The organism is Micromonospora sp. WMMD729 (assembly GCF_049315225.1).
Lineage (GTDB): Bacteria > Actinomycetota > Actinomycetes > Mycobacteriales > Micromonosporaceae > Micromonospora.
Genome location: NZ_CP186059.1, coordinates 5,143,262 through 5,169,395, shown reverse-complemented (window position 1 = coordinate 5,169,395; position 26,134 = coordinate 5,143,262). Strand labels below are relative to the sequence as shown.

The window sequence follows — 26,134 nt, the reverse complement described above, 5'->3', positions numbered from 1 at the left end:
GTACCCGCCTCCGAAGCGCCGCCCCTGCGGCGCTTCGGAACGCGGCCTGACAGACTGCCCCGTATGCGCGTCTACCTGGGATCCGACCACGCCGGTTTCGAGTTGAAGGTGCACCTGGCCAACCACCTGGCCAAGCAGGGGTACGACGTGGTCGACGTCGGCCCGCACAGCTACGACCCGGACGACGACTACCCGACGTTCTGCCTGCACACCGGTGACCGGGTGGTCGCCGACGAGACCTCCCTGGGAGTCGTCATCGGCGGCTCCGGCAACGGCGAGCAGATCGCCGCGAACAAGGTCGCCGGGGTCCGTGCCGCCCTGGCGTGGAGCGTCGAGACGGCTCAGCTCGCCCGGCAGCACAACGACGCGAACGTCGTCGCGGTGGGTGCCCGCCAGCACACCCTGGACGAGGCCACCGGCATCGTCGAGGCGTTCCTGAACACGCCGTTCTCCGGCAACGAGCGGCACGCCCGCCGGATCACGCAGGTCGCCGCGTACGAGCAGACCCGGGAGTTGCCCGACCTGCCCTGACCGCGTTGTTTGTCTGGTCCGCTCGTCGTCAGCGCGGCGAGCGGGGCAGGTCCTCGCGGGGCACCCAGTTGCGGCGTACCACCACCACCCGGGCCTCCGCCTCGGCGAGGTCGTCGTCGCTCGGCCGGGCGGCGTCCCGGGCCCGTAGCGCCGCGCTCAGACCCACCTGGGACGAGCCGGAGCCGACCAGCCCGCGTAGTCCCCGTTCGCCGTCGCGGTCGTCGCCACCGCCCCCGCGACGGCGCGGCGGTGGGTCCCCGCCGTCGTGGACGCCGGCCGTGCTGGCCGTCGAGCCGTCGGTGCTCCGCGCGGCCGGGTCGGAGTCGGAGTGGTGGCGCAGCCGTCGCCTGCGTCGGTCCGGGTCACCCATCGTCCGACCGTACCTCGCGCGGTGTGGGATTCGGCACGGTCGTGCCGGGTTCGCGCCGGACGGCGGTCGGCGACCGATTTGCCGGCTGGCTACCCTCGGATTCGGGTGGTGCTGACGCCGCCCGTCAGGGGGAGGACGAGATGGCAGACCAGACGCAGCCGTGGGCGGAGCGCACCGTCGAGGTTCCACCGCAGGCCGGCGTCGGGGTGCCGCCGCAGCGGGACGGCTTCCGCCGGGGTGTCGCGCCGGTGGGCCAACCGCGCAGCCCACGTACCGAGCCGTTCCCGGTGGTCGAGCAGGAGCCGACCGGTACCGGTTGGCCGGGCGAGCCGACCCCGCGCCGGCCGCTGAGCTGGCGTCTGGCGCAACTGCGGCGCGGCGGCGAGTGGAGCGCGGCGGGTGGCCTGTTCGCCTTCGTGTGCTGGGGCATCTGGGCGCTCTCCGGCGGCGGTGACCTGTCCGGCCCGCTGCTGGTGCTGGTGCTGAGCCTGCTGGTGGCGGTCGGCCTGTTCGCGCTGGCCCGGGCGGTCGGCCGGTTGGTGCTGGAGCGGCAGCTCGGGCGGGTACGGCGCAGCGCGCGGGGCGCGCACCTGGCCACCGCGGTCTTCCTCGTCGGTCTGGGCGTGGCCTGGCTCCAGCAGACCGAGTGGGTCGTCTCGGCCTGGAACTGGATCACCTCGAACGTGTGACGAGGCGTGCACGGGCGGGCCGGCGTAGCGCCGCCCGCCCGTGCACCCGGTCGTCTCCCCACCAGGCAAGGCCGCTGCTTACCCGTCCGGCCACGGTTCATCCGCGGCCGGCCGGTGTGTCCGTCGTTCGGGGTCCACGGCCGGGGAGGTCAGCCCCGGGCGGCCTCGGCGGCGGCGTGGTCGCGGGCCACCCGGACCAGTTCGACCAGACCGCCCGCGTACTCCTGGGACTCGCCGTGCGCCTCGTCGAACGGTGGCTGGAAGCCGACGCCCTCCCACTCGCCGGTGGCCGGGTTCCAGCGGTCGTTGCCGACCTCGAAGTCCCAGGCGAAGATGCCCAGCTCGTAGTAGAGCTGGTCGGCCGAGTTGCCGGCGGCGGAGTAGAGCACGTCGGCGACCGGGCCGGTCTGCGACGGCCAGGTGACCGTGCCGCGTTCCTGCGCGATGGCGCCGACGATCCGTCGGGCGCTGTTCAGGAACAGGGTCGACTCGTCGATCGACGGCCGGGGCAGGGTGATCCGCCCGTCGGCCCGGTACGCGCCCGGCGGCCACATGAAGTACCCGCCGTAGGAGTGCACGTTCATCGCGAACCTGATGTTCGGGTGGGCCTTGGCCAGCGCGATCACGTTGCCGCTCTCGGCCTCGGACAGCTCCGCGGTGCCGGCGTAGTTGCCGGAGAGGCAGTTTCCGCTGGCCCCCACGTACCCGTCGAAGTACGAGCCGACGGTGTAGTTGCGGTTCAGGTCGACGCCCCACGAGGTGCGGTACCTCGGGTCCCGGGCCGACCCGGTGCAGTGGTTGACCAGGTTCTTGCGTTGGAAGTTGTAGTCGTTGAACGAGTAGTTCGCCCCGTCCGGGTTGACCGTCGGGATGACGAACACGTCGACCTGTTCCAGCAGTTCACGGGTGGCCGGGTCGGTACGGGCGTTCGCCAGCATCCGTTCGGCGAACTCCAGCGTCACCAGCGGGGTGGCCCACTCCCGGGCGTGCTCCTGGGAGTACGCCAGCACGCCGATCCGGGAGCCGTCCCGGTGCACGCCGAGGCGTAGCGCCTGCACCGTCCACGGCTTCGCCGGCACCTCGGTGCCCTGGAGCCCGTCGTCGAGGCGGGCCGGGCCGGCGACCGGCATCGGCAGCCCCGTCGAGCCGTCCTCGACGGTGGCCCGGAACCGGTTCGCCTGCCGGGCGTTGATGGCCGCCGCGACGTCGTCGGTGGTGCTCACCGTCTTGCCGGCGGCGTCGGTGGCGAGGCTGACCGTGAGGACCCGGTCGCGGTAGCCGACGGACAGTGGCCGGTTGGGGCGACCCGGGTCGACCGTGCGCACCTGGACGCCGTTCATGCCCTGGTCGCCGAAGCGGACCGACTCCACGACCACGGCGGCGACCGCCGGGTCGCCCAGGTACGCGACGGCGGTCCGCCGGTACCCCTGGGTCTTGTTCGGCAGGTCGATGACGTCGACGAGGTCCCGGTACTGGCGCGCGAGCCGCTTGATCCGCGCCTGGATGTCCACCGGCGTCAGGTACGCGTCGATGAAGTCCTTCTGGTAGCCGGCGGGCAGCGGCGGCGGGGTGGCGTTCGGCCACAGCGTCGGTGTGACGGCCCGACTGACCCCGCCGAGGCTGGAGGTCGCGGTCAACTGGACCGGCCGGCTCGGTACCGGCTGGGGGAGGTTGTAGTGGTACTGGTACTCACCCGAGTCCTCGAACCGGTAGAGCGGGAACGACCCGGTGGCGCCGTCCGCGGTCCGCCAGCTGACGGTGATCTCGACGTCCGGGTCGTCGGTGGCGGTGGTGGCCACCTGCGCCTGGAGGAACGTCTGCCCACCGGTGGTCCACCAGTACGCCTGCTGCACCGCGAGGGTGTCGACCCCGACGGCCCCTGCCGTCCGCTGACCGGCGGCCGGGGCGCCCAGACCGGCGGCGGTACGCGCCCGCGCCGCGCGGACACTCTCGGCGAAGTGCCGGCTGCCGTCGCCGGCCCGCTGCACGACCTGCGTGGCGGTGGCGTCCTGGGCGGTGAGGTCGGCGAGCTGCGCGCCGGTCAGCACCAGGTCGGCGAGGATCCGCCCGTCCCGGGCCCGGGGTCGGTTGGCCAGGTCGGCGCCGGTGGCGACGAGCCGGTCGAGCTGGGCCTGGTCGCGTAACTGCACCCGGACCAGCGCGGTCTCGGTGGCGGCCAGGGTGATCGGTGTGCTGTCGGCGGCGGGCGCCGCCGTCGCGGGACCGGGATGGGACAGCGCCGCGCTGATCAGGATCGCTGTGGTGGCGGCAGCCGTCCACCGTCGTCGGACGATCATGTGCCCTCCTGTGACGGACGTCGATGCATCTGGTCCTTACACCAGTGCACGGATCGGCACATGTCAAGGGCGCTGATCGGTAAGGGCGGCGTAAGGTCGTCCGGTCGCGTCGACGGACATCATTCCCTCACACGTAGCCAACGAGGGGACCGTCGATGAGTCGACTACGCAGAAGCCTGGCCTTCCTGATCGTGCTCACCAGCGCGGTGGCGACCGCGCCGGGGGTCGCGACGGCAGCCGTGGCGCTGCCCACGTACACCTTCGTGGACCTGGGCACGCTCGGTGTGCCGAGTACGGGGGAGCCGCGCACCAGCGACGGCTACGCCCTCAACAACGCCCGTACCGTGGTGGGCGTCTCCACGATCGACGGTGTCTACAACTTCCACGCGTTCGCCTGGACGAACGGGGTGCTGAGCGACCTCGGCGCCCGGTACGCCGGCACGTACGGCGCGAGTTCCGCCGCCGGTATCAACGAGCGGGGCGTCGTCGTCGGGGCCACCCACGTCAACGCCACCGACCCTCCGCACGCCTTCCGGTACTCCGGCGGGATGATGGCCGACCTCGGCACCGGCTACGGGCCGGGCAGCGGCAGCGCGGCGAACGACGTCAACGACGACGGCGTGGTGGTCGGCACCCGGTTCGAGCAGCAGGGGGCACCGACCCGGGCGGTCGTCTGGCGCGACGGCAAGGTCATCGACCTGGGCACGCTCGGCGGTCAGGCCGGCCCGTGGGGCACGGACAGCATCGCGTACGGCGTGAACTCCGCCGGGCACGTCGTGGGCGGCGCCGCCGTGCCCGGCGGTGGCCTGCACGCCTTCGTCTACTCCGGCGGGGCGCTCACGGACCTCGGCACCCTGGGCGGTGTCACGGAGTCGACGTACGCCCGGGACATCAACGACCGGGGCCACGTCGTCGGCATCTCGCAGAACACGAGCGGCCAGCTGCGCGCCACGCTCTGGCGCAACGGCACCATCCGCGACCTCGGCTCCCTCGGCGGCAACTACTCCGAGGCGCGGGCCGTGAACGAGACCGGCCAGGTGGTGGGCATCGCCCGGACCAGCGGCGACGGGTCCTACAACGAGCGGGCGTTCCTGTGGCAGGGCGGTCGGATGGTCGACCTGAACACCCGCGTTGCGAACCTCCCGTCGACGGTGACGCTCCGCTCCGCCGAGGACGTCAACGACGACGGCGTCATCGTCGGCTTCGCCTGCCCGACCGACTGCGCCCAGGGCGGTGACCGCGCGCGCCGGGCCTACCTGCTGGTGCCGACGAACTGACCAGCAACGGGGGAGACCGGCGTCCGTCCCGCCCCCGCGGGACGGGTGCCGGTCACCGTGCGTCCGTCCCGCTGTCGTACGCCTCACGGGCGTCGAGCAGCTCGTCCCAGTGCTGCGCGACCCAGGCGCACGCGACCGCGATCGGTTCGAGCATGCTGCGGCCCACCGGCGTCAGCTCGTACTCGACGTGCGCGGCAGATCCGGCGTGGACGGTGCGGGTGACCAACCCGTCCCGTTCGAGCGAGCGCAGCGACTGGGTGAGGACCTTCGGGGTGACGCGACGCAGCGGCACGCGCAGCTCGGAGAACCGGCGCGGCCCGTGTTCCAGGCAGCGGATGATGAGCGCCGCCCACTTGTCACCGAACCGGATCGGATTGAGCGAGGAGGGGCACAGCTCGTCGAACATGTCGGCGGGCAGGGGTTGCCTCATGGTCCGACGGTAGCTGGTATCCCGGTGGTAACCAGGCCCGGCGATAGCGTCGCCGAACCGGCCGGGCGCACGGGCTCCGGCCCTGGGGAAAGGCGTTCGGCATGAACATCGTGGTTTTCGGCGCGGGCGGCCGGGCCGGGCGGCAGGCCGTCGCCGAGGCGCACCGACGCGGCCACCGGGTCACCGCCGTGGTGCGCGACCCGGCGGCCCACGCCGGCCTGGTCGACGCGCACCTGGTGCCCGGTGACGTCACGGACGCCGCGAGCGTCGCACACGCGGCCGTCGGGCAGGACGCCGCGATCAGTGCCGCCGTCGACCTGTCCCGGCCACCGCACGACTTCTTCTCGACCTCGTCCCGCGCCCTGGCCACCGGCCTCGCGGAGGCGGGCGTACGCCGCCTGCTGGTCGTCGGCCTCGCCTCGATCATGCCCGGCGCGTCCGGCGTCGCCCTGATGGACGAGCCCGGCTACCCCGACGAGTACCGCTCCTTCTACCTCGGCCACGCGGCGGGCCTGGACGAGCTCCGGGCCTGCGACCTCGACTGGGCGTACGTGGCACCCGCCGGCGACTTCGACCACGGCGGCACGCGTACCGGCCGCTACCGGTTCGCCGAGCACGGTGACCCGGCCAGCCGGATCAGCTACCCGGACTTCGCGGTCGCGCTGCTCGACGAGGTGGAGACGCCCCGCCACCACCGCGCCGCCGTGAGCGTCCACGAGGCGCCGAGTGACGGCGCTGCCGGTACTGACCGTGCGACAATGAGTGGCGGTGTGTGATGGAGGAGGTGGGTCGTGATGTCGAGCGGCGCCGAGCGAATGCCCGAGTGGCCGACCGCTGAGCATGTGCCCGCCGAGGAGTTGGCCCGCCGGCAGGGTGTGCGACCGGTCGCCTCCGTCGACGACCTGGCCCGGCCGGACCTGTTCGAGTCCGACGAAGAGTTGGACGAATTCCTCGCTGATCTGTACGCCTCTCGGCGGGCCAGCGCCGCGTGAGCCTGGTCGTCCTGGATACCGACGTCGCGTCGGCGATCCTGCGCGGCCGTCTGCATGATCGACTTCGTGCCCGGCTCGCCGGTAGGACCTTGTGCATCACGTTCGTCACGCTCGGCGAACTGACCAAGTGGACCGTCCTGCGGAGTTGGGGGCCGCGCAAGCTGGCTGACCTGGCGCAGTGGCGATCCGCCGTGGTCCTGCTGCCCTTCGACGATTCGGTGGCGACGACCTGGGGCCAGCTTCAGGCGCGGGCGCAGCACCGGGGGCGGCCCCGGCCGACGAACGACTCCTGGATCGCGGCCTGCTGCCTGGTCGACCGGCTGCCGCTGGCGACCTTCAACGGCAAGGACTACGCCGACTTCGCCGAGTACGACGGCCTACGACTGTTCGACGTCTCGTAGCACCACGACATTGCTCGCCGCGAAGCTGCCCGGTTGATGATGTTGCGCCGTATCTCGTGCCGATCGGGCGGGGGGAGAAGCGAGCGGCCCAGGCGCCGCGATCATGCGGTCTGCCTGGGCCGTTGTTGCTGGAGCGGGCGACGGGAATCGAACCCGCACCGTCAGTTTGGAAGACTGAAGCTCTGCCATTGAGCTACGCCCGCGCTCGGCCCCGCCGGAACGGGGCGCGCGGACAGCGTACCCAATGCCGGTCGTGGGCGCGCGACCGCGCCGCCGCCCCCGCGGCGTCGTGTCGTCGCGACGTCGCGCGACGCCCCTCAAGATCCGCACAACAACACCGAAGTTGTGGCATCCCCGCGCCGGGAAGCCGCAGTTTCCGCGATGTTGCGCGGATCTTGCGGCGCGCGTCGCGGGCGGATCTTGCGGCGCGCGGCGCGCGCGGATCTTGACGGGCAGGATGGGGCGGGATGGGTGATCTGTCCGGGTGACGGACGCCCCGGCACTGCCTGAGGCGCGGCGACGGCATAGACTGCACGTCGCCACGGGGTGTGGCGCAGCTTGGTAGCGCACTCGCTTTGGGAGCGAGGGGCCGTGGGTTCAAATCCCGCCACCCCGACTGTCGTCCGCGTCCGGGTCGCCCCGGGCGCTGCGAGCCGGCCCTGCCGGCTCGCCTACACTCGATGGGCCAATCGAAGGCCCAGAATCAAACCCAGATCCGTCAAGGAGTACGCCTGTGAAGAGCACCGTCGAGACTCTGAGCCCGACGCGCGTGCGGCTCGCCATCGAGGTGCCGTTCGTCGAGCTCGAGCCGAGCCTCAAGAAGGCGTACCGGGAGATCGGTTCGCAGGTCCAGGTCCCGGGCTTCCGCCGGGGCAAGGTGCCGACCGCGGTGATCGACCAGCGGGTGGGCCGGGGCACCGTCCTCAACGAGGCGGTCCAGGAGGCCATCCCGGAGAACATCATGGCCGCGGTGCGCGAGCACGACCTGAAGACGCTGGGGCGTCCCGAGGTCGAGATCACCGAGTTCAACGACGGTGACTCGCTGAACTTCACCGCCGAGGTCGACGTCCGCCCGGAGATCACCATCCCGGACGCCTCGACCATCGAGGTGACCGTCGACGAGCTGCAGATCGACGACAGCGAGATCGACGAGCAGGTCAAGAACCTGCGGGAGCGGTTCGCCACCCTCAAGACGGTCGAGCGGGCCGCCGCCGAGGGCGACTACGTGCAGATCGACCTGAACGCCACCGTCGACGGCGAGGACGTGCCGGGCGGTCAGGCCAGCAACATCTCCCACGAGGTGGGCAGCAAGCAGCTCCTGCCGGGCCTGGACGAGGCTGTGGTCGGCCTCGCCGCCGGTGACAGCACCACCTTCACCACCCAGCTCGTGGGCGGCGACTTCGCCGGCCGCGACGCCGACGTGGCGGTGACCGTGCGCACGGTCAAGGAGAAGGAGCTGCCGGAGCTGAACGACGAGTTCGCGCAGATGGCCAGCGAGTTCGACACGATCGAGGAGCTGCGCGGCGACCTGCGGGCCCGGGTCACCCAGGGCAAGCAGGTCGAGCAGATCTACGCCGCCCGCGACAAGGCGCTGGCGCAGCTGGTCGAGGCCGCCGAGGTGCCGGCGCCGGAGGGCGTGGTGCGCGAGGAGGTCGCCAGCCGCAAGCAGGCGATGGTCGACCAGCTCGAGCGGATCGGCGCCTCCCTGGAGGAATACCTCGCGGCCGAGGAGAAGACCGAGGAGCAGATCGACACCGAGCTGACCGAGGCGGCCACCGAGGGCGTCAAGGTGCAGCTCCTGCTCGACACGCTGGCCGACGCGGAGGACGTGCAGGTCTCCGACGACGAGTTCGGGCACGAGATCGTGCACCGGGCGCAGCGCGCCGGGATGGCCCCGCAGCAGTACTACGACCAGCTGGTGCGCTCCGGCGCCGCCGCCGCGGTCTTCGGTGACGTGCGGCGTGGCAAGGCGCTCGCGGCCGTCATGGAGCGCATCACGATCAAGGACTCGGCCGGAAACCCGGTCACCCTGGACGCGCTGCGCGCCGCCAACGAGGCCGAGCACAACCACGAGCACTGATCGTCGGGTGCGGCCGCCGTCCGCCGCTGCGCGGTGCACGGCGGCCAAACCCTTTTCCGGGTACGCCCCGACGCGACTGCGCTGAGAGCGAACAGTGCCCCGACCGGGACTCTGCCGCCCCGCACAGCGGTTAGTGTCGGGAAAGACGGTACGGAGAGCGAAGGGCTGCCATGACCGACATGCACATCCCCAAGAAGTCGCTCCGGGCGATTGACGCGCGCGGTGGCGACTCCATTGGCAACCTCGACGACTCGGTCTACAACCGGTTGCTCAAGGAGCGCATCATCTTCCTGGGCAGTGAGGTGACCGACCAGGTCGCCAACCGCATCTGCGCGCAGCTGCTGCTGCTCGCCGCGGAGGACCCGGACCGCGACATCAACCTGTGGATCAACTCGCCGGGTGGCTCGGTCTACTCGGGCATGGCGATCTACGACACCATGCAGTTCATCGACAACGACGTGTCGACCGTGGCGATGGGCATGGCGGCCTCGATGGGTCAGCTGCTGCTCTGCGCGGGCACCAAGGGCAAGCGCTACGCCCTGCCGCACGCCCGGATCATGATGCACCAGCCGTCCGGTGGTCTGGGCGGCACGGCGTCCGACATCGCCATCCAGGCGGAGCAGATGCTCTACACGAAGCGGATGTTCCAGGAGCGGGTCGCGCACCACACCGGCCAAGACCAGTCGCAGATCGAGGCGGACTCGGACCGGGACCGTTGGTTCACCGCCCAGGAGGCCATGGACTACGGCTTCATCGACAAGGTGATCATCGGGGCCGCTCAGGTTCCGGATGGCGCCGGGACCCTGAGCTGAGGAGCTGACGATGACCGACCTGAGCCTGCCGCCCCAGTTCGCGGCCGTGCACAACCGCTACGTGCTGCCGTCGTTCGTCGAGCGCACGTCGTACGGGGTCAAGGAGTCGAACCCGTACAACAAGCTCTTCGAGGACCGGATCATCTTCCTCGGCGTCCAGGTGGACGACGCGTCGGCCAACGACGTGATGGCCCAGCTGCTGACGCTGGAGGGCACCGACCCGGACCGCGACATCATCATGTACATCAACTCGCCGGGTGGCTCGTTCACCGCGATGACGGCGATCTACGACACCATGCAGTACGTCCGCCCCGACATCCAGACGGTCTGCCTCGGGCAGGCGGCCAGCGCCGCGGCCGTGTTGCTGTCGGCGGGCACCCCGGGCAAGCGGATGGCGCTGCCGAACTCGCGGATCATCATCCACCAGCCGGCCACCGAGGGCGGCTACGGGCAGGGCTCGGACATCGAGATCCAGGCCCGGGAGATCCTGCGGATGCGGACGCAGCTGGAGGACATGCTGTCCCGCCACTGCAACCGTCCCATCGAGCAGGTCCGCAAGGACATCGACCGTGACAAGATCATGACGGCCGAGGAGTCCAAGGAGTACGGGCTGGTCGACACGATTCTGACCAGCCGGAAGAAGGGTCTGCTGGCGACCCACTCCGCCAGCTGAGCTGTACCGGGTCAGAGGTTGGCCGGGGCGTGAAGTTCCCGGCCGGCCTCTGACACACCCGTTTTGGGGGTCGGAGAATGCCCCGCCAGCGGGTAACGTCGGGTCCGTACCGCTTCGCCGGTCGGGTCGACGAAGTGAACCAAGCCGGGCGGCGCGCAGCGTCCGCAGGTCAGGGCCGGGTCTCCGGCCGACGAGTGCAGGGAGAACGTAGGTGGCACGGATCGGTGACGGCGGCGACCTACTGAAATGCTCCTTCTGCGGTAAGTCGCAGAAGCAGGTCAAGAAGCTCATTGCGGGCCCCGGGGTCTACATCTGCGACGAGTGCATCGATCTCTGTAACGAGATCATCGAAGAGGAGTTGGCCGAGTCCGGCGAGGTGAAGTGGGAAGAGCTTCCCAAGCCGATGGAGATCTGCCAGTTCCTCGACAACTACGTCGTGGGGCAGGACCAGGCCAAGAAGGCGCTCGCCGTCGCGGTCTACAACCACTACAAGCGCATCCAGGCCGAGGCGGCCGGCGCGCCGGGCTCCGGCAGTGACGCCGTCGAGCTGGCGAAGTCCAACATCCTGCTGCTCGGCCCGACCGGGTGCGGCAAGACCCACCTGGCGCAGACCCTCGCCCGGATGCTGAACGTCCCGTTCGCGATCGCCGACGCCACGGCGCTGACCGAGGCGGGCTACGTCGGCGAGGACGTGGAGAACATCCTCCTCAAGCTGATCCAGGCCGCCGACTACGACATCAAGCGCGCCGAGACCGGCATCATCTACATCGACGAGGTCGACAAGATCGCCCGTAAGTCGGAGAACCCGTCGATCACCCGGGACGTCTCCGGCGAGGGTGTGCAGCAGGCCCTGCTCAAGATGCTCGAGGGCACGGTCGCCAACGTCCCGCCGCAGGGCGGTCGCAAGCACCCCCACCAGGAGTTCATCCAGATCGACACCACGAACGTGCTGTTCATCTGCGGTGGCGCGTTCGCCGGCCTCGACCAGATCATCGAGTCCCGCACCGGCCAGGGCGGCACCGGCTTCGGTGCCCGGCTGCGGTCGGTGTCCGAGCGGTCGACCGATGACATCTTCAGCCAGGTCATGCCGGAGGACATGCTCAAGTTCGGGCTCATCCCCGAGTTCGTCGGCCGGCTCCCCGTGATCACCAACGTGCGCAGCCTGGACCGGAGCGCCCTGGTGCGCATCCTCACCGAGCCGCGTAACGCCCTGGTCCGGCAGTACCAGCGTCTGTTCGAACTGGACGGCGTCGAGCTGGAGTTCGACGAGGCGGCGCTGGAGGCCATCGCCGACCAGGCCATGCTGCGGGGCACCGGCGCCCGTGGTCTGCGGGCCATCATCGAGGAGGTCCTGCTCTCCGCGATGTACGAGGTGCCGAGCAACCCGGACGCCGCCCGGGTGCTGATCACCCGCGAGGTCGTCCTGGAGAACGTCAACCCGACGATCGTTCCGCGCGAGTTCACCGGCCGTAGGGCCCGGCGGGACCGCGAGGAGAAGTCGGCCTGAACCGCTCCACGTCACGCCGGCCGTTCGTCACTGACGCGGCCGGCGTGACCGTGTACGGCGGTCCCACTCGCCCGACGGGGTGACCGTCACCATCATCAGCCGAGCTGGTTCGTCGGCGTCGTTGCGGTAGCCGTGCTCCCGGTCGGCGTGGAACTCGATGGTCTCCCCGGCCCGTACGGTGTGATCCTGCCCGTCCACGCGGACGACCACCGTTCCGGCGAGGACGTGCAGCACCTCCCGGGTACCCCGGGGATGGTCGGCCGAGCGGTGTCGCTCTCCGGGTTCCAGCCGCCAGTCCCACAGCTCGACGAGGTCGGGCTCGCCGAGCCCGCTGAGCAGGTGGCCGGTGCCGCCGTGCTCGCCCTGCCAGAGCACGGGCGCCTCGGCCGTGGAGCTGATCCGTACGGTCTGCTCCTCGTCGGGCTCGAGCAGCCGGGCGATGTTGACGCCGAACGCGTCGGCGACCCGGCACAGTGTGCCGACGCTGGGGTTGGTGCGCGAGTTCTCGATCTGCACCAGCATCGCCTTGCTCACCCCGGACCGGCCGGCCAGCTCCTCGAAGGACCAGCCGCGGGCGGCGCGCAGCTCCCGTACCTGTCGGGCCACCGCGGCTGTCACGGCACTGACCCGGTCACCTGCGTCGGTCATCAAACTATCCTTCACGGTCACTATTGTGGTACGACAGTGCTATGTTCTCCATTCTCCTGGCAGCGGTGTCCGCAGTCGCGTTCGGCACCGCCGACTTCTCCGGCGGCAAGGCGTCCCGCCGCGCCGACCCGATCGCGGTGACCGTGGTCTCCCAGTTGCTGAGCGTCCCGCTGCTGGTCGCTCTGGTGCTCGTGGTGCCGGGGTCACCGACCGCCACCGACATCGCCTGGGGACTCTGCGCGGGGGTAGCGGGCGCCGGCGGCATCGTGCTGCTCTACCGGGCACTCTCCGGCGGGATGATGGCCGTGGTGGCACCGGTCACCGCGATCACCGCCGCCGTGGTGCCGATCGTCGCGGGCCTGTTCACCTCGACCTTCCCCGGCGCCCCGGCGCTCACCGGCGCCGGCCTCGCGGTGGTCGCGATCGCCCTGGTCAGCCTCGGCGAGGGCGGCGGCCGCCGGAGCGTCCCCGCCCGACTGGTCGGGCTCGCCCTCGCGGCCGGCGCGCTCTTCGGCGTCTTCTTCACCCTGCTCGGACAGGCCAGCGAGGACGCGGGCATGTGGCCGGTGGCGGCGGTCCGGGCCAGCTCGATCGCGTTCGGCCTGCTCCTCGCCGCCGGCACCGGGGTGCGGCTGCGGCTCGGACGACGGGTGCTGGGCTGGGCGGCCGTCGCCGGCCTCCTCGACAGCGCCGCCAACGCGCTCTTCCTGGCCGCCGCCGCCCGTGGACACCTCAGCATCGTGGCGGCGATCGCGGCGCTCTACCCCGCCAGCACGGTGCTGCTCGCGCTCGCCGTCGACCGCGAACGGCTCCGGCCGGTCCAATTCGCCGGCCTCGGGTTCGCCGCGGGCGCGCTGGTGCTGGCCAGCATCTGAGGCTGTCCACACCGGCCTGTCCGGTCGTACTCTGGGCTCATGCGCGTCGCCGTCTGCCAGCTCAACGCCCGGGACGACCGCAAGGCCAACCTGGCCGCCGCGGAGCTGCTGCTGGAACGCGCCGCCGCCGGCGGCGCGGACCTGGCCATCCTTCCCGAGTACGTCGACTATCTCGGCCCCGAGGCCGGACTGCCCGAGCCGGAGCCGGTCGACGGTGAGGTGGGCAGCTTCTTCGCGGGCGTCGCGCGGCGGTTGGGCATGTGGGTGTTGGCCGGCTCGTTCCACGAGGCCGGCCCCGACCCGGCGCACACCTGGAACACGTCGCTGGTCTTCGACCGCACCGGCAGCCTGGCCGCCAGCTACCGCAAAATCCACCTGTACGACGTGGAGATCCCCGGCCGCGTCTCCTACCGGGAGTCGGAGACCGTCGCGCCCGGCAGTCAGCCCGTCGTGGTGGACGTGGAGGGTCTTCGGGTCGGGCTGTCGATCTGCTACGACCTGCGCTTCCCGGAGCTGTACCGGCGGCTCGCCACCGAGGGCGGCGCCCAGCTCCTGGTGGTGCCGGCGGCGTTCATGATGCACACCGGGCGGGATCACTGGGAGGTTCTGCTGCGGGCGCGGGCCATCGAGAACCAGTGCTTCGTGGCGGCGGCCGGTCAGACCGGTGACCACGAGCCGGGCCGCACCTGCTTCGGGCGCAGCATGGTGGTCGACCCGTGGGGGACGATCCTGACCCAACTGCCCGACGGGCCTGGGGTGGCCGTCGCCGACCTCGACCTCGACCGGCTCGCCGTGATCCGGGCCGAGCTGCCGAGCCTCGCCAACCGCCGGCTCTGAGACTCAGCCCTCGAGCAGAACGCCGATCGTCGCGAGGCCGGCGATGACGGCGGCGGTGACCAGCAGGGCGGTGGTCATCCGGGATCGGCCCCGCCGGGCCAGTCGGCCTACCGAGAAGACCAGGACCACCAGCACGACCGCGCCGATCACCAGTTGCCAGAACGGCAGCAGGACGCCGAGCAGTGCTTCCTCGGCGAACACCGCGGTTTTCAGCCCGGACTCATCCATGACTGACACTCTGGCACGTCGACGCGCGTCGCGTCGCCGACCACGGCGCACACCGCGCCGATCGGCTCGCCCCGAACCAGTGATGAACCCTGATTTGCCTTCTCCGGGCCGTCCGCGTAACTTTCTCTCTGCACGAGGGAGGCCGGACAAACCGGCCGAGAGCGGGCGCCAGGCTCGTGGCGGAGACGCCGAGCGAGACTGAGATCGGGCGGTGCGAAACACCTCGGAGACGGGGTTGCGGACGCGAAGCCGACCGGGTAGAGTGCTGAAGCCGGCAGGAGCCGGGCGGAGAGCCGCGAAGCGGCGATCGGCCGGTCTGCGGCTTCCCACGACAGTAACGACCGCCGGATACGGCGTGCGTCATCGTGGGTCCGGACGAACCAGATTGATCGCCTCGAATACGAGGTTGACAATGCAAGTTCGACCAAGTAGGTTTGAGCGGTTGCCCCGAAACGGGGTTCCACGGAATGTGGGGCTTCTGATCGGTGTGTGGTTGTTCTTTGAGAACTCAACAGGGTGCTTGTAAAGCCAGTGCCAATTATGATTTATACCCCGGACTGGCAGCCTGCTTTGGTGGGTTGTTGGTTGGGATTCCTTTGGCAACATTTTGTTGTCGGGATGACTGTTCGACAAGTTTTTGTTGGAGAGTTTGATCCTGGCTCAGGACGAACGCTGGCGGCGTGCTTAACACATGCAAGTCGAGCGGAAAGGCCCTTCGGGGTACTCGAGCGGCGAACGGGTGAGTAACACGTGAGCAACCTGCCCCAAGCTTTGGGATAACCCTCGGAAACGGGGGCTAATACCGAATATTACTTCTGGCCGCATGGCTGGGGGTGGAAAGTTTTTCGGCTTGGGATGGGCTCGCGGCCTATCAGCTTGTTGGTGGGGTGATGGCCTACCAAGGCGACGACGGGTAGCCGGCCTGAGAGGGCGACCGGCCACACTGGGACTGAGACACGGCCCAGACTCCTACGGGAGGCAGCAGTGGGGAATATTGCACAATGGGCGGAAGCCTGATGCAGCGACGCCGCGTGAGGGATGACGGCCTTCGGGTTGTAAACCTCTTTCAGCAGGGACGAAGCGGAAGTGACGGTACCTGCAGAAGAAGCGCCGGCCAACTACGTGCCAGCAGCCGCGGTAAGACGTAGGGCGCGAGCGTTGTCCGGATTTATTGGGCGTAAAGAGCTCGTAGGCGGCTTGTCGCGTCGACCGTGAAAACTTGGGGCTCAACCCCAAGCCTGCGGTCGATACGGGCAGGCTAGAGTTCGGTAGGGGAGACTGGAATTCCTGGTGTAGCGGTGAAATGCGCAGATATCAGGAGGAACACCGGTGGCGAAGGCGGGTCTCTGGGCCGATACTGACGCTGAGGAGCGAAAGCGTGGGGAGCGAACAGGATTAGATACCCTGGTAGTCCACGCTGTAAACGTTGGGCGCTAGGTGTGGGGGGCCTCTCCGGTTCCCTGTGCCGCAGCTAACGCATTAAGCGCCCCGCCTGGGGAGTACGGCCGCAAGGCTAAAACTCAAAGGAATTGACGGGGGCCCGCACAAGCGGCGGAGCATGCGGATTAATTCGATGCAACGCGAAGAACCTTACCTGGGTTTGACATGGCCGCAAAACCTCCAGAGATGGGGGGTCCTTCGGGGGCGGTCACAGGTGGTGCATGGCTGTCGTCAGCTCGTGTCGTGAGATGTTGGGTTAAGTCCCGCAACGAGCGCAACCCTCGTTCGATGTTGCCAGCGCGTTATGGCGGGGACTCATCGAAGACTGCCGGGGTCAACTCGGAGGAAGGTGGGGATGACGTCAAGTCATCATGCCCCTTATGTCCAGGGCTTCACGCATGCTACAATGGCCGGTACAATGGGCTGCGATACCGTGAGGTGGAGCGAATCCCAAAAAGCCGGTCTCAGTTCGGATCGGGGTCTGCAACTCGACCCCGTGAAGTCGGAGTCGCTAGTAATCGCAGATCAGCAACGCTGCGGTGAATACGTTCCCGGGCCTTGTACACACCGCCCGTCACGTCACGAAAGTCGGCAACACCCGAAGCCGGTGGCCCAACCCTTGTGGAGGGAGCCGTCGAAGGTGGGGCTGGCGATTGGGACGAAGTCGTAACAAGGTAGCCGTACCGGAAGGTGCGGCTGGATCACCTCCTTTCTAAGGAGCACCTTCCGACGAAAGTCGGTAAGGAGCCCGCACTGCCCGAATGTGGTGGTGGGGTGCTCAATGGCGGAGACACTGGCAAGTTTGTCCTCGGCAACGGCCGGGATCACCTAGTACAGCCACTTCGGTGGTGGGAACGGACATGATTCTGGTGCGGCTGAGGAAGAATGTAAGCACCCTGTTGGGTCCTGAAAGAACAACCGGTGGTTGTCTTTCAGAGACTGATCCGAGGTTGATGATCTCGGGAGTCTGCCAGGCATGGCCTGGTCTCGCATACCGGATGGCGCCCTGTGGGGTGTGGTTGCTGGTGTGGGGCTTGTGGGTTGTGGGTTGGTTGTTTGTTGAGAATTGCACAGTGGACGCGAGCATCTTTGTGGTCAAGTTGTCAAGGGCGAACGGTGGATGCCTTGGCACCAGGAGCCGATGAAGGACGTGGGAGGCCGCGATAGGCCTGGGGGAGCTGTCAACCGAGCTGTGATCCCAGGGTGTCCGAATGGGGAAACCTGGCACCAGTCATGTGGTGTCACCCACACCTGAACACATAGGGTGTGTGGAGGGAACGCGGGGAAGTGAAACATCTCAGTACCCGTAGGAAGAGAAAACAATTTAGTGATTCCGTGAGTAGTGGCGAGCGAAAGCGGATTGAGGCTAAACCGGCTGCGTGTGATACCTGTCAGGGGTTGCGTGGTCGGGGTTGTGGGACCCCGCTGAGTGTACTGACATGCGCTCGAGGAGTTATAAAGCCAGCTGCTAGCCGAATGGTGTGGAAAAGCCAACCGTAGGCGGTGATAGTCCGGTAGGTGAAAGTGGCTGGTCTTCTGTGGGTGTTCCCGAGTAGCGGCGGACCCCTGAAATCTGCCGTGAATCTGCCAGGACCACCTGGTAAGCCTAAATACTTCCTGGTGACCGATAGCGGACGAGTACCGTGAGGGAATGGTGAAAAGTACCCCGGGAGGGGAGTGAAATAGTACCTGAAACCGTTCGCCTACAATCCGTCGGAGCCTTGCGGGGTGACGGCGTGCCTTTTGAAGAATGAGCCTGCGAGTTAGTGGCATGTGGCGAGGTTAACCCGTGTGGGGGAGCCGTAGCGAAAGCGAGTCTGAATAGGGCGATCGTAGTCGCATGCTCTAGACCCGAAGCGGAGTGATCTAGCCATGGGCAGGCTGAAGCGCGGGTAAGACCGCGTGGAGGGCCGAACCCACCAACGTTGAAAAGTTGGGGGATGACCTGTGGTTAGGGGTGAAAGGCCAATCAAACTCCGTGATAGCTGGTTCTCCCCGAAATGCATTTAGGTGCAGCGTCGCGTGTTTCTTGCCGGAGGTAGAGCACTGGATGGTCTAGGGGGCCCACAAGCTTACCGAAATCAGCCAAACTCCGAATGCCGGTAAGTGAGAGCGCGGCAGTGAGACTGCGGGGGATAAGCTTCGTAGTCGAGAGGGAAACAGCCCAGATCACCAGCTAAGGCCCCTAAGCGTGTGCTAAGTGGAAAAGGATGTGGGGTCGCATAGACAACCAGGAGGTTGGCTTAGAAGCAGCCACCCTTTAAAGAGTGCGTAATAGCTCACTGGTCAAGTGGTTCCGCGCCGACAATGTAGCGGGGCTCAAGCACACCGCCGAAGCTGTGGCATTCACATTTTTACTTCGCGGCGCCTTGATGTGCCGTGCAGGTGTGTGGATGGGTAGGGGAGCGTCGTGCCGGGGGTGAAGCAGCGGGGTGACCCAGTTGTGGACGCGGCACGAGTGAGAATGCAGGCATGAGTAGCGAAAGAAGGGTGAGAAACCCTTCCGCCGGATGACCAAGGGTTCCAGGGCCAGGCTAATCCGCCCTGGGTGAGTCGGGACCTAAGGCGAGGCCGAGAGGCGTAGTCGATGGACAACGGGTTGATATTCCCGTACCCGCGAAAGAGCGTCCCTGATGAACCTCGTTGTGCTAACCACCCGAACCAGCTGATGTCTTCGGACGGATGGTGGGGAGCGTGGGAACCTGGCGGGTAGTAGTCAAGCGATGGGGTGACGCAGGAAGGTAGCTGAGCCCGGCCGGTGGTTGTGCCGGGGTAAGCGTGTAGGCCGGTGTGTAGGCAAATCCGCACACCATGGGGCTGAGACGTGATGCCGAGCCGATTCAGGTGAAGTCAGTGATCCTATGCTGCCGAGAAAAGCCTCTAGCGAGTTCTTAGCGGCCCGTACCCCAAACCGACACAGGTGGTCAGGTAGAGAATACCGAGGCGATCGGGCGAACTGTGGTTAAGGAACTCGGCAAATTGCCCCCGTAACTTAGGGAGAAGGGGGGCCGGAGACGTGAAGCCCCGCGCGGGTGGAGCGTTGTATGGCCGCAGAGAGCAGGGGGAAGCGACTGTTTACTAAAAACACAGGTCCATGCGAAGAAGTAATTCGATGTATATGGACTGACGCCTGCCCGGTGCTGGAACGTTAAGGGGACCTGTTAGCTCTTTTGGGGCGAAGCGGAGAACTTAAGCGCCAGTAAACGGCGGTGGTAACTATAACCATCCTAAGGTAGCGAAATTCCTTGTCGGGTAAGTTCCGACCTGCACGAATGGCGTAACGACTTCCCCACTGTCTCAACCACAGGCCCGGCGAAATTGCAGTACGAGTAAAGATGCTCGTTACGCGCGGCAGGACGGAAAGACCCCGGGACCTTTACTATAGCTTGACATTGGTACTTGAGTTAGCTTGTGTAGGATAGGTGGGAGCCGGTGAAGCTCATACGCCAGTATGGGTGGAGGCAATCTTGAAATACCACTCTGGTTGATTTGGGTATCTAACTTCGGACCGTTATCCGGTTCAGGGACAGTGTCTGGTGGGTAGTTTAACTGGGGCGGTTGCCTCCTAAAGGGTAACGGAGGCGCCCAAAGGTTCCCTCAGCCTGGTTGGCAATCAGGTGTTGAGTGCAAGTACACAAGGGAGCTTGACTGTGAGACTGACAGGTCGAGCAGGGACGAAAGTCGGGACTAGTGATCCGGCACTTGCGAGTGGAAGCGGTGTCGCTCAACGGATAAAAGGTACCCCGGGGATAACAGGCTGATCTTCCCCAAGAGTCCATATCGACGGGATGGTTTGGCACCTCGATGTCGGCTCGTCGCATCCTGGGGCTGTAGCAGGTCCCAAGGGTTGGGCTGTTCGCCCATTAAAGCGGTACGCGAGCTGGGTTTAGAACGTCGTGAGACAGTTCGGTCCCTATCCGCCGTGCGCGTAGGATACTTGAGAAGGGCTGTCCCTAGTACGAGAGGACCGGGACGGACGAACCTCTGGTGTGCCAGTTGTCCCGCCAGGGGCACGGCTGGTTAGCTACGTTCGGAAGGGATAACCGCTGAAAGCATCTAAGCGGGAAGCCTGCTTCAAGATGAGGTATCCCACCCACCTTTGGTGGGGTAAGGCCCCCAGCTAGACGACTGGGTTGATAGGCCGGAAATGTAAGCCCGGTAACGGGTTCAGTTGACCGGTACTAATAGGCCGAGGACTTGACTACTAAGCTGCTACGCGTCCACTGTGCAACTCTGAACAAACACCCACCCGTGAGTGTTGTGCCGGGTTGGTTGATATGTTCATAGAGTTACGGCGGTCATGGCGGAGGGGAAACGCCCGGTTACATTCCGAACCCGGAAGCTAAGCCCTCCAGCGCCGATGGTACTGCACTCGTGAGGGTGTGGGAGAGTAGGACACCGCCGGACAATCTTCCAGAAAAGGCCACCCCCGTTGGGGTGGCCTTTTCTGCATTCCCGCCCAAAACCGTGCGGGCCCTTCAACCCGCGCCGGCCCCATCCCCGGGCCCGCGCGCCTCGCACTGCGCGACCCGCGGGGTGATCATGAAGTTATTGCCACCGGCACCGGCGTGTCATGGCAATAACTTCATGATCACCCCGGCGAGAGGGCGAGAGGGCGAGAGGGCGAGAGGGCGAGAGGGCGAGAGGGCGAGAGGGCGAGAGGGCGGGCGTGGCGGTGGCGGGGGGGTTGGGCGCTTGCGCCAGGTGCCGGCACTCGCGGAGGCAGGGGTGGAGTTGGCGAAGGCGCGATCCGTCGGTGATCGACTCCAGATCGGCGACATCGGCCGGTCAGGCCAGCGGGACACCCCCACATCGGCGACGTCGTCTCGATCACGACAGGCCGGGGTCCGGTGGGCGGCTCGGCGATCTAGTTGCGGGTTTGCATGTCGGTGCGGAGGTCGCGGAGCAGGGCGCCGGCGTCGGTCACCGACCTGCCGGGGAACATCGCCATCACGACGCTGCCGTGGTCGGCCCAGCCGCACACCGCGAAGTCGCCGCCCTCACCACTCGTACTGCCGCACTTCATGACGCCACCCAGTTCGCCGGCGTCCACCTCGCGCAGTCCGGTGACCGCACCCGTCTCGTCGGACATCAGGCCGAAGAGGCTGTCCAGGTCGCGTTCGGGCTGCCAGAGCAGGGTGGTGCCGCCGAAGACCAGGACCGACCGCTTGTCGTCCGCGGGGTCGCGGTAGACGGTCCCGAAGCTGCGGTCCAGGTCGATGTCGGCGGCCAGGCCGCTGCGCAGGTAGTCCGCCGTGCTCTTGGCCCGCTCGCTGTCGTCCCGGGTCAACCCCGCCACCTGATCGGGCGAGGTCAGCCGGGTGTCCTTCTGCTGGGCCACACGCCACCCGCCGACCCCCAGCACACCCGCGCCCGCGAGACCGACGACCAGCGCGACCGTCCAGCCGATCTTGCGACGGCGGGACCAGCCTCCGGAGCGCTCGTCGGGGTCGCCGCCGGTGTCCCGCGTGCTCAGCTGGATCGGCTCCTCGGTCAGTTCGACCGGCTCAGGGCCGTGGTCGAGCGACCGGTCGGTGAGATGTGCGTCGGACATAGCCGACACCGTACGCGAACGACAGGTGGCGCACGTCAGGTCCGCGGAAGCCCTTCGTAGACTTGTCAGGTGACCGAGAGACTGGATGCCCGACGCCCCGACGTTCCGACCCTTGCCGGCCAGTACCAGCCCGGCGAGGTAGAGCAGCGACGGTACGAGCAGTGGGTAGCCGCTGGGCACTTCCGGGCCTCCGCCGACAGCGACAAGCCCCCCTTCACCATCGTCATTCCGCCGCCGAACGTCACCGGGTCGCTGCACATGGGCCACGCGTTCGAGCACACGCTGATGGACGCCCTGACCCGGCGTAAGCGGATGCAGGGCTTCGAGGCGCTCTGGCTGCCCGGCATGGACCACGCGGGCATCGCCACCCAGAACCTGGTCGAGCGTCAGCTCGCCGCCGAGGGCCTGTCCCGGCACGACCTGGGTCGGGAGAAGTTCGTCGAGCGGGTCTGGCAGTGGAAGGCCGAGTCCGGCGGCAAGATCCTCGGCCAGATGCGCCGCCTCGGCGACTCCGTCGACTGGGACCGGGAGCGCTTCACCATGGACGCCGGCCTCAGCCGGGCGGTCCAGACGATCTTCAAGAAGCTCTTCGACGACGGCCTCATCTACCGGGCCAACCGGATCATCAACTGGTGCCCGCGCTGCCTGACAGCGCTGTCGGACATCGAGGTCGAGCACACCGACGACGACGGTGAGCTGATCTCCATCCGCTACAGCGACGAGGTCGTGGTGGCCACCACCCGGGCCGAGACGATGCTCGGTGACACCGCCGTGGCGGTGCACCCCGACGACGAGCGCTACCAGCACCTCATCGGCACCGAGGTCGAGCTGCCGCTCACCGGCCGGCGGATCCCGATCGTCGCCGACGCGCACGTCGACCCGTCCTTCGGCACCGGCATGGTCAAGGTCACCCCCGCCCACGATCCGAACGACTTCGAGATCGGGCAGCGGCACGACCTGCCCTCGCTGACCGTGATGGACGAGCGCGGCGTCATCACCGTGCCCGGCCCGTTCGAGGGGCTGGACCGGTTCGAGGCGCGGCCGGCGATCGTGGCCGCGCTGCGCGAGCAGGGCCTGATCGTCGCCGAGAAGCGCCCGTACGTGCACGCGGTCGGTCACTGTTCGCGCTGCAAGACGACCGTCGAGCCGCGGCTGTCGTTGCAGTGGTTCGTGAACACCGCCCCGCTCGCCCAGGCCGCCGGTGACGCGGTGCGCGACGGCCGGGTGCGGATCGAGCCGGCCGAGCTGGCGAAGCGCTACTTCGCCTGGGTCGACAACATGCACGACTGGTGCATCTCCCGCCAGCTCTGGTGGGGGCACCGCATCCCGGTCTGGTACGGCCCTGCCGGCGAGATCGTGTGTGTCGGCCCCGACGAGACGCCGCCGACCGGCGAGGGCTGGCACCAGGACGAGGACGTCCTGGACACCTGGTTCTCCAGCGGGCTGTGGCCGTTCTCCACCCTGGGCTGGCCGGAGGAGACCCCGGACCTGGCGAAGTTCTATCCGACCAGCGTGCTGGTCACCGGGTACGACATCCTGTTCTTCTGGGTAGCCCGGATGATGATGTTCGGTCTCTACGCGATGGACGGCCGGCCGCCCTTCGACGTGGTCGCGCTGCACGGCATGGTGCGGGACCAGTTCGGCAAGAAGATGTCGAAGTCGTTCGGCAACGTGGTCGACCCGCTGGACTGGATCGACAGGTACGGCGCCGACGCCACCCGGTTCACCCTGGCCCGGGGCGCGAACCCCGGCCAGGACGTGCCGGTCAGCGAGGAGTGGTGCCAGGGCTCGCGCAACTTCTGCAACAAGCTCTGGAACGCCACCCGGTTCGCGCTGATGAACGGCGCGCACACGAGCGGCGACCTGCCGGCCGTCGAGCAGCTCTCCACCGTCGACCGGTGGGTCCTGTCCCGACTCGCGCATGTCACCGCCGAGGTCGACGAGCAGTTCGAGGCGTACGAGTTCGCCAAGGTGTGCGACCTGCTCTACCACTTCGCCTGGGACGACGTCTGCGACTGGTACGTCGAGCTGAGCAAGCCGGTGCTCGCCGAGGGCGGTGCACAGGCGGAGGTCACCCGTCGGGTGCTCGGGCACGTCCTGGACCAGTTGCTGCGGCTGCTGCACCCGGTCATCCCGTTCGTCACCGAGGAGTTGTGGCTCGCGCTGACCGGCGGCGAGACGGTGCAGGCCGTCGCCTGGCCGGTGGCCGACCGGTCGCTTGTCGACGACGCCGCCGAGGTCGAGCTGTCCGCCGTGCAGCGGGTCGTCACCGAGATCCGCCGGTTCCGTTCCGACCAGGGGCTGCGCCCGACGCAGCGGGTCGCGGCCCGGCTGGACGGCCTGGCCGGGGCCGGCATCGCGGCCCACGAGCCGCTGATCCGATCGCTGGTGCGCCTCGACCCCGCCGGCGACGACTTCCAGGCCAGCGCGACGTTGGCCATGCCCGGCGCGGTCGGTGTCGCGTTGGACACCCGGGGGTCGATCGACGTGGCCGCCGAGCGGGCCCGGCTGACCAAGGACCGCGCCGCCGCCGAGAAGGAGGTCGCGCAGGCCCGGGCGAAGCTCGACAACCCGGCCTTCGTCGGCAAGGCCCCCGAGCCGGTCGTCGCGAAGATCCGCGAACGGCTCGCCACCGCCGAGGCCGACCTGGTCCGGATCGACGCTGCTCTGGAGACACTTACCTCGTGACCGACCGTACCGATTTCGCCGCCGCCGAAGCCGAACTGAACGCCCGCGGGTTCACCCGCACGGTGTTCGAGCTGGACCGCATCGAGTCGCTGCTCGACCTGCTCGGCAGTCCGCAGCGGGCGTACCCGTCGATCCACCTCACCGGCACCAACGGCAAGACGTCCACCGCCCGGATGATCGACTCGCTGCTGCGGGCGTTCGGGTTGCACACCGGCCGGTACACGAGTCCGCACCTGGAGACCGTCCGGGAGCGGATCAGCCTGGACGGCGAACCGGTGAGCGAAGAACGGTTCGCCACGGTGTACGGCGAGATCAAGCCGCTGGCCGAGCTGGTCGACGCGCGGTCGGACGAGCCGCTGACGTACTTCGACATGACGACCGCGTTGGCGTTCGCCACGTTCGCCGACGCGCCTGTCGACATCGCCGTGGTCGAGGTGGGGCTCGGCGGCGCCGAGGACGCCACGAACGTCATCCAGGCCGGCGTCTGCGTGATCACTCCGATCGGCCTGGACCACACCGAGTGGCTCGGCGACACGCTCCAGGACATCGCGCTGGCCAAGGCCGGCATCATCCACCCGGGTGCCACCGTGATCGCCGCCGCGCAGGAGGAGGAGGCCGCGCGTCCGCTGCTCGAACGCTGCGCCGAGGTGGGCGCCACCATCGCCCGCGAGGGCGCCGAGTTCGGCGTGCTGAGCCGGGCGGTGGCCGTCGGTGGTCAGGTGCTCAAGCTGCAGGGGCTCGGCGGCGTCTACGACGACGTGTTCATCCCCCTGCACGGGGCGCACCAGGCGCAGAACGCGGCGGTGGCGCTGGCCGCCGTCGAGGCGTTCCTCGGGGCCGGGGCCCGCCGCCAGTTGGACATCGAGGCCGTCCGGGAAGGGTTCGCCACGGCCAGCTCCCCGGGCCGGTTGGAGCGGGTCCGCAGCGCCCCGACCGTCCTGCTGGACGGCGCGCACAACCCGCACGGCATGGCCGCCACGGTGACCGCCCTGCAGGAGGAGTTCGCGTTCAGCAAGCTGGTCGCTCTGGTGGGTGTCCTCGCCGACAAGGACGCGAGCAGCCTGCTGGAGCTGTTGGAGCCGGTGGCCGACCTGGTGGTGGTGACCCGCAACAGCTCGCCCCGGGCGATGCCGACGAAGGAACTCGCCGCCCTGGCCGCCGAGATCTTCGGCGAGGAGCGCGTCGAGGTGGCCGAGGACATGCCCGACGCGATCGAGTTGGCGGTCGCGCTGGCCGAGGAGGACGTACCTGGTGAGCTCAGCGGCGTCGGTGTCCTGGTGACGGGTTCGGTGGTCACGGTCGCCGACGCCCGCCGGCTGCTGAAGCGATGACCGGCCCCGAGCGCGACCCCCGCGCCACCGACAACCCGACCGACGCGGACGCCGGGGCCGGCGGGCCGGTCCAGGGCGTACCCGCAGCGGGCTCCGGGGAGCCGGAGGCCGGGCAGGTACGACGCTCCGGGCTCCGGAACCCGCAGGCGGCCGTCCGGGGTCTGGGCGCCGGCACGCTCGGCCTGGAGGCGCTGGTGCTGCTGCTGGCCATCCAGCCGATCCGGGTGGTTGGCGGTGACCTCGACGGGGCCGCGATCGCCGTGGTGGTGGCCCTGGCGGTGGCCGCCATCCTGCTGGCCGGCATGATGCGCCGCCCCTGGGCCTGGCACGCCGGCACCGTGTTGCAGGGCCTGCTGATACTGGCCGGGCTGCTGCACTGGTCCCTGCTCGTGCTGGGCATCATCTTCGCCCTGGTCTGGGCGTACGCACTGCACGTCCGCCGGGTCATCCTCGGCTGACGCCCGGGGCGGCCAC

Annotated in this window: 21 protein-coding genes, 2 tRNA genes and 3 rRNA genes; 19 read left to right on the top strand and 7 right to left on the bottom strand. The window is 68.3% G+C overall.

All coding sequences use genetic code 11. From position 1 onward, the window contains the following. Positions 1-63: 63 nt before the first annotated feature. Entirely contained in the window at positions 64-531 is a 468-nt protein-coding gene (locus tag ACN263_RS23570) for a ribose-5-phosphate isomerase (protein WP_422736507.1), read from the top strand. Between the two features lie 28 nt (positions 532-559). Here the strand turns inward: ACN263_RS23570 and ACN263_RS23565 are convergent, their stop codons facing one another. Then, entirely contained in the window at positions 560-901 is a 342-nt protein-coding gene (locus ACN263_RS23565) for a hypothetical protein (RefSeq protein WP_422736506.1), read from the bottom strand. Positions 902-1,041: 140 nt separating this feature from the next. Here ACN263_RS23565 and ACN263_RS23560 point away from each other — a divergent pair, with 140 nt between their 5' ends. Then, positions 1,042-1,590 carry a hypothetical protein gene (locus ACN263_RS23560; protein WP_422736505.1) on the top strand — a complete coding sequence of 183 codons (549 nt, stop codon included), beginning with the start codon at positions 1,042-1,044 and terminating at the stop codon, positions 1,588-1,590. A 149-nt stretch (positions 1,591-1,739) separates the two neighbouring features. On the opposite strand, the gene ACN263_RS23555 is transcribed toward ACN263_RS23560, so the two are convergent. Continuing rightward, positions 1,740-3,887 carry a M14 family zinc carboxypeptidase gene (locus ACN263_RS23555; RefSeq protein ID WP_422736504.1) on the bottom strand — a complete coding sequence of 716 codons (2,148 nt, stop codon included), beginning with the start codon at positions 3,885-3,887 and terminating at the stop codon, positions 1,740-1,742. Between the two features lie 155 nt (positions 3,888-4,042). On the opposite strand from ACN263_RS23555, the gene ACN263_RS23550 reads away from it, so the two are divergent. After that, entirely contained in the window at positions 4,043-5,164 is a 1,122-nt protein-coding gene (locus tag ACN263_RS23550; protein ID WP_422736503.1) for a hypothetical protein, read from the top strand. A 52-nt stretch (positions 5,165-5,216) separates the two neighbouring features. Here ACN263_RS23550 and ACN263_RS23545 read toward each other — a convergent pair whose 3' ends face one another. Next, positions 5,217-5,594, bottom strand: coding sequence for a winged helix-turn-helix transcriptional regulator (locus tag ACN263_RS23545; RefSeq protein WP_422736502.1), 378 nt, complete (start codon positions 5,592-5,594; stop codon positions 5,217-5,219). 101 nt (positions 5,595-5,695) lie between these two features. Here ACN263_RS23545 and ACN263_RS23540 point away from each other — a divergent pair, with 101 nt between their 5' ends. Genes ACN263_RS23540 through ACN263_RS23530 form a run of 3 tightly spaced genes read left to right on the top strand, consistent with a single transcriptional unit; the run spans position 5,696 to position 6,987 of the window. Then, positions 5,696-6,370, top strand: coding sequence for an NAD(P)-dependent oxidoreductase (locus ACN263_RS23540; protein ID WP_422736501.1), 675 nt, complete (start codon positions 5,696-5,698; stop codon positions 6,368-6,370). Between the two features lie 18 nt (positions 6,371-6,388). Further along, positions 6,389-6,586 carry a hypothetical protein gene (locus ACN263_RS23535; RefSeq protein ID WP_422736500.1) on the top strand — a complete coding sequence of 66 codons (198 nt, stop codon included), beginning with the start codon at positions 6,389-6,391 and terminating at the stop codon, positions 6,584-6,586. Then, positions 6,583-6,987, top strand: coding sequence for a type II toxin-antitoxin system VapC family toxin (locus ACN263_RS23530; RefSeq protein WP_422736499.1), 405 nt, complete (start codon positions 6,583-6,585; stop codon positions 6,985-6,987). The genes ACN263_RS23535 and ACN263_RS23530 overlap by 4 nt, the downstream gene beginning before the upstream one ends. Before the next feature lie 129 nt (positions 6,988-7,116). Here ACN263_RS23530 and ACN263_RS23525 read toward each other — a convergent pair. After that, positions 7,117-7,190: transfer RNA gene (locus ACN263_RS23525), tRNA-Gly, on the bottom strand. A gap of 339 nt (positions 7,191-7,529) precedes the next feature. On the opposite strand from ACN263_RS23525, the gene ACN263_RS23520 reads away from it, so the two are divergent. From ACN263_RS23520 to clpX, 5 genes are all read left to right on the top strand, one after another. Continuing rightward, positions 7,530-7,603: transfer RNA gene (locus ACN263_RS23520), tRNA-Pro, on the top strand. Positions 7,604-7,720: 117 nt separating this feature from the next. Then, positions 7,721-9,067 carry a trigger factor gene (gene tig, locus ACN263_RS23515; RefSeq protein ID WP_422736498.1) on the top strand — a complete coding sequence of 449 codons (1,347 nt, stop codon included), beginning with the start codon at positions 7,721-7,723 and terminating at the stop codon, positions 9,065-9,067. A gap of 170 nt (positions 9,068-9,237) precedes the next feature. Further along, positions 9,238-9,879 (top strand): ATP-dependent Clp protease proteolytic subunit, encoded by a 642-nt coding sequence (locus ACN263_RS23510; protein ID WP_088988027.1) that lies wholly within the window; start codon positions 9,238-9,240, stop codon positions 9,877-9,879. A gap of 10 nt (positions 9,880-9,889) precedes the next feature. Continuing rightward, positions 9,890-10,552, top strand: coding sequence for an ATP-dependent Clp protease proteolytic subunit (locus tag ACN263_RS23505; protein WP_357133539.1), 663 nt, complete (start codon positions 9,890-9,892; stop codon positions 10,550-10,552). 211 nt (positions 10,553-10,763) lie between these two features. Beyond that, positions 10,764-12,059, top strand: a complete 1,296-nt coding sequence (gene clpX / locus ACN263_RS23500; RefSeq protein ID WP_421472742.1) for an ATP-dependent Clp protease ATP-binding subunit ClpX — start codon at positions 10,764-10,766, stop codon at positions 12,057-12,059. A gap of 27 nt (positions 12,060-12,086) precedes the next feature. On the opposite strand, the gene ACN263_RS23495 is transcribed toward clpX, so the two are convergent. Then, the gene (locus tag ACN263_RS23495; protein WP_422736497.1) at positions 12,087-12,707 is read right to left on the bottom strand and encodes a helix-turn-helix domain-containing protein; all 621 of its coding nucleotides are present in this window, start codon (positions 12,705-12,707) and stop codon (positions 12,087-12,089) included. 41 nt (positions 12,708-12,748) lie between these two features. On the opposite strand from ACN263_RS23495, the gene ACN263_RS23490 reads away from it, so the two are divergent. Next, positions 12,749-13,582, top strand: a complete 834-nt coding sequence (locus tag ACN263_RS23490; protein WP_422736496.1) for an EamA family transporter — start codon at positions 12,749-12,751, stop codon at positions 13,580-13,582. A 39-nt stretch (positions 13,583-13,621) separates the two neighbouring features. Next, a complete protein-coding gene (locus ACN263_RS23485) occupies positions 13,622-14,419 on the top strand; it encodes a carbon-nitrogen hydrolase family protein (RefSeq protein WP_422736495.1) in 798 nt (265 codons plus the stop codon). 3 nt (positions 14,420-14,422) lie between these two features. Here ACN263_RS23485 and ACN263_RS23480 read toward each other — a convergent pair whose 3' ends face one another. Then, the gene (locus ACN263_RS23480; RefSeq protein ID WP_422736494.1) at positions 14,423-14,647 is read right to left on the bottom strand and encodes a hypothetical protein; all 225 of its coding nucleotides are present in this window, start codon (positions 14,645-14,647) and stop codon (positions 14,423-14,425) included. A 637-nt stretch (positions 14,648-15,284) separates the two neighbouring features. Between ACN263_RS23480 and ACN263_RS23475 the strand changes: the two genes are divergently transcribed. The 3 genes from ACN263_RS23475 to rrf all read left to right on the top strand — a co-directional run bounded on the left by ACN263_RS23475 (position 15,285) and on the right by rrf (position 20,494). Further along, positions 15,285-16,799, top strand: a 16S ribosomal RNA gene (locus tag ACN263_RS23475). A gap of 381 nt (positions 16,800-17,180) precedes the next feature. Then, positions 17,181-20,292 (top strand): 23S ribosomal RNA (locus ACN263_RS23470). Between the two features lie 85 nt (positions 20,293-20,377). Continuing rightward, a 5S ribosomal RNA gene (rrf, locus tag ACN263_RS23465) occupies positions 20,378-20,494 on the top strand. Together the 16S, 23S and 5S rRNA genes form the textbook arrangement of a ribosomal RNA operon. A 460-nt stretch (positions 20,495-20,954) precedes the next feature. Here rrf and ACN263_RS23460 read toward each other — a convergent pair. Beyond that, positions 20,955-21,641, bottom strand: coding sequence for a hypothetical protein (locus ACN263_RS23460; RefSeq protein WP_422736493.1), 687 nt, complete (start codon positions 21,639-21,641; stop codon positions 20,955-20,957). Positions 21,642-21,710: 69 nt separating this feature from the next. On the opposite strand from ACN263_RS23460, the gene ACN263_RS23455 reads away from it, so the two are divergent. Genes ACN263_RS23455 through ACN263_RS23445 form a run of 3 tightly spaced genes read left to right on the top strand, consistent with a single transcriptional unit; the run spans position 21,711 to position 26,118 of the window. Further along, positions 21,711-24,329 (top strand): valine--tRNA ligase, encoded by a 2,619-nt coding sequence (locus ACN263_RS23455; protein ID WP_422736492.1) that lies wholly within the window; start codon positions 21,711-21,713, stop codon positions 24,327-24,329. Further along, entirely contained in the window at positions 24,326-25,660 is a 1,335-nt protein-coding gene (locus ACN263_RS23450) for a bifunctional folylpolyglutamate synthase/dihydrofolate synthase (RefSeq protein ID WP_422736491.1), read from the top strand. Before ACN263_RS23455 ends, ACN263_RS23450 begins: the two co-directional genes overlap by 4 nt. After that, positions 25,657-26,118, top strand: a complete 462-nt coding sequence (locus ACN263_RS23445) for a DUF4233 domain-containing protein (RefSeq protein ID WP_422736490.1) — start codon at positions 25,657-25,659, stop codon at positions 26,116-26,118. Before ACN263_RS23450 ends, ACN263_RS23445 begins: the two co-directional genes overlap by 4 nt. Positions 26,119-26,134: the final 16 nt, after the last annotated feature.